General features: G+C 69.0%; 1 protein-coding gene. It reads left to right on the plus strand.

Features of this window, described 5'->3' with window-relative positions; all coding sequences use genetic code 11:
* On the plus strand, positions 1 to 707 hold a 707-nt coding region (locus EJK91_RS21475), incomplete at both ends, for an HNH endonuclease signature motif containing protein (protein ID WP_164518073.1).

Raw genomic sequence — 707 nt, forward strand, 5'->3', positions numbered from 1 at the left:
CCCCCGACCCGACCCGGCGCCGGCCATCACCAAAACCTCCAACGCCGACCTCGACATCTGGCGCATCACCTTGCCGCACCCCGAATCGGCGATGCTCGAGGCCGCCCTGCAGTCCCACCGCGATGCCCTCATCGCCCAATGGAACCGCGACCGCGACACCCACCACACCACCGCCGACACCTCACCCCCGATGCCCACCCAGATCGACGCCTTCCTGTCGCTAATCGAAACCGGCTGGGACACCGAAGCCCAACGCCGACCCCACGGGCAACGCACCACCGTGGTGGTCCACCTCGATGTCGAACAACAGATCGGCGCCCTGCACCTGGGCCCCCTGCTCTGCGACGCCGACCGCCAATACCTGACCTGTGACGCCACCTGCGAAGTCTGGTTCCAACGCCAAGGCCGCGTGATCGGCTGCGGCCGCTCCACCCGCACCATCAACCGCCGGCTCCGGCGCGCCCTCGAGCACCGCCACCGCACCTGCGCCGTCCCCGGCTGCAGCGCCACCCGCGGCCTGCACGGCCACCACATCCAGCACTGGGAAGACGGCGGCGAAACCGACCTCAACAACCTGGTCCTGCTATGCCCCTATCACCACCGGCTCCACCACCGCGGCATCATCACCATCACCGGACCAGCCGACCAGCTCACCGTCACCGACACCAACGGCCAACCACTGCACCCCGGATCACTGGCCCACCCAC

This window comes from Mycobacterium sp. P7213, assembly GCF_900604305.1.
GTDB lineage: Bacteria > Actinomycetota > Actinomycetes > Mycobacteriales > Mycobacteriaceae > Mycobacterium.